The organism is Actinoplanes sp. NPDC051633, from assembly GCF_040681735.1.
In the GTDB taxonomy this organism is placed as follows: domain Bacteria; phylum Actinomycetota; class Actinomycetes; order Mycobacteriales; family Micromonosporaceae; genus Actinoplanes.
Window position 1 is genome coordinate 1 of sequence record NZ_JBFAZH010001392.1, and the last position, 1,834, is coordinate 1,834.

Genomic DNA, 1,834 nt, shown 5'->3' on the forward strand with positions numbered 1-1,834 from the left:
CCTGGACCTGCTGCTCTTCGCCTCGGCGACCCGCGACATGGTGGAGCCGGCCACCGCCCACGTCGTGCAGGCCGCGCTCGGCGGGCGGGCACACGCCGTGGACGTGACGAACGCCTGCAACAGCTTCGTCAACGGCATCGACCTGGCCCGGTCGATGATCCTGGCCGGGCGGGCGCGGCGGGCACTGGTCGTCACCGGCGAGACGCCGACCCGGGCGATGCGGCCCCGCCTGGACGGGATGGTCCAGGCCCGGTCGGCGTTCGCGGGCTACACGTTCGGCGACGCCGGGGCGGCGGTGCTGGTCGAGCCGGTCCAGTCCGGCGGGATCCTGGACGTGGACACCGAGACGCACTCCGAGCACTGGCCGGTCGGCGGGATCTTCGGCGGCGGATCGCGGCATCCGCGCGGCGACGAGCACACGTACTTCGCCGGCGACGGGCACCGGTTGCGCGGCGTCTTCGAGAAGATCGGGCCCGGGCTGCTCGAGCGGGTGAACCACCGGTGCGGGATGGGGTTCGACGACTACGCGTACGTGCTGGTGCACCAGGTGACGCTGCCCTACCTGCACCGGTTCGTCGAGGTCACCGGGGTGCCGCCGGAGAAGCTGGTGGTGACCGTGGACTCGCTGGGCAACGTCGCGTCGGCCACGCTGGGCGTGCAGCTGGCCGAGATCCGGGGCCGGCTGTCGCCCGGCGACCGGGTGCTGCTGGTCGGGCTGGGCGGCGGGGTCAGCCTGATGACGATGGTCTGGGAGGCGTCATGACCGCGCTGTGGGTGGTCGTCCCGGCGTACCAGGAGGCCGCCCGGATCGGCGACACCCTCGCCGCGCTGGCCGCACAGACCGACCGCGACTTCACCCTCCTGGTGGTGGACAACGGCTCGACCGACGGCACCGCCGAGGTGGCCCGGTCGGCCGGTGCGCTGGTGGTGGTCGAGCCGGAGAAGGGCGTGGGCTGCGCGGTGGACACGGGTTTCCGATACGCGATCGCGCACGGCGCCACGCTGCTGGCCCGCACCGACGCCGACTGCCTTCCCCGGCCCGGCTGGGTCGCCGCGGCGCGAGCGTCCCTCGCGGGCGGCGCCGGCATGGTGTGCGGCCGGATCACCGCCCGCCACGACGAGCACGGCCCGTGGGGGCGGCTGTTCTTCGCCGTTCTGGTCGGCGCGGCCGCCCTCTTCGGGTGGCTGCGCCCGGCGCACTGGTCGGCCGGCTACCTCACGCCGTACCGGATGCACGCCGGCAACAACATGGCCGTCACCGCCCCGGTCTACCTGGCGTGCGGCGGGATGCCCCGGCGCCCGTCGCCGACCGACCGCACCTTCCTCAACCGGGTCCGGCGCACCACCTGGGCGATCAGCCGCAACCGCGCGATGGTCGTCGAGAACTCGACCCGCCGCCTGCGCGCCTACGGCGTCGTCGCAACGGCGAAGTGGTACCTGGACCGCGGCAGCGGCCCTCTCACGGCGGACCCGCGCTGATGCTCGCATCGCTGCTGGCAGACCTGCGCGACGGAGACGACCGTCCGGCCCTGCGCGGCGCGTCACGCGCCGACCTGGGCCGGCTGGTCTCCGGGTACGCGGCCGCGCTGCACGCCCGCGGGCTGGTGGCCGGGGACACGGTGGGGCTGGCGGTCCGGCCCGGCGCTCGGGCGCTGGGCGTGCTGCTGGCCGCGTACCGGACGGGTCTGCGCATCGCCGTGCTGGACCCGACCGCGGGGCCGGACGTGCTGCTGGCCCGCCTGGCCCTCGCCCGGCCACGGCTGGTGCTGGCGGACGCGGCGGCGCAGGCGGTGGCCGGGTGGGCCGGCCCGCTGGCCCGCCGCGCCCACCTGGC

3 protein-coding genes are annotated in these 1,834 nt (G+C 75.7%); all 3 read left to right on the forward strand.

The window, feature by feature from the left end:
- The coding region (locus AB0M20_RS41310; RefSeq protein ID WP_364306768.1) for a 3-oxoacyl-[acyl-carrier-protein] synthase III C-terminal domain-containing protein at positions 1–763 on the forward strand (763 nt) is incomplete at its 5' end.
- Positions 760–1,479, forward strand: coding sequence for a glycosyltransferase (locus tag AB0M20_RS41315; RefSeq protein WP_364306769.1), 720 nt, complete (start codon positions 760–762; stop codon positions 1,477–1,479). The genes AB0M20_RS41310 and AB0M20_RS41315, both read left to right, overlap by 4 nt.
- Positions 1,479–1,834 (forward strand): AMP-binding protein (locus AB0M20_RS41320; RefSeq protein WP_364306770.1); only part of this gene is annotated, 356 nt, incomplete at its 3' end. The genes AB0M20_RS41315 and AB0M20_RS41320, both read left to right, overlap by 1 nt.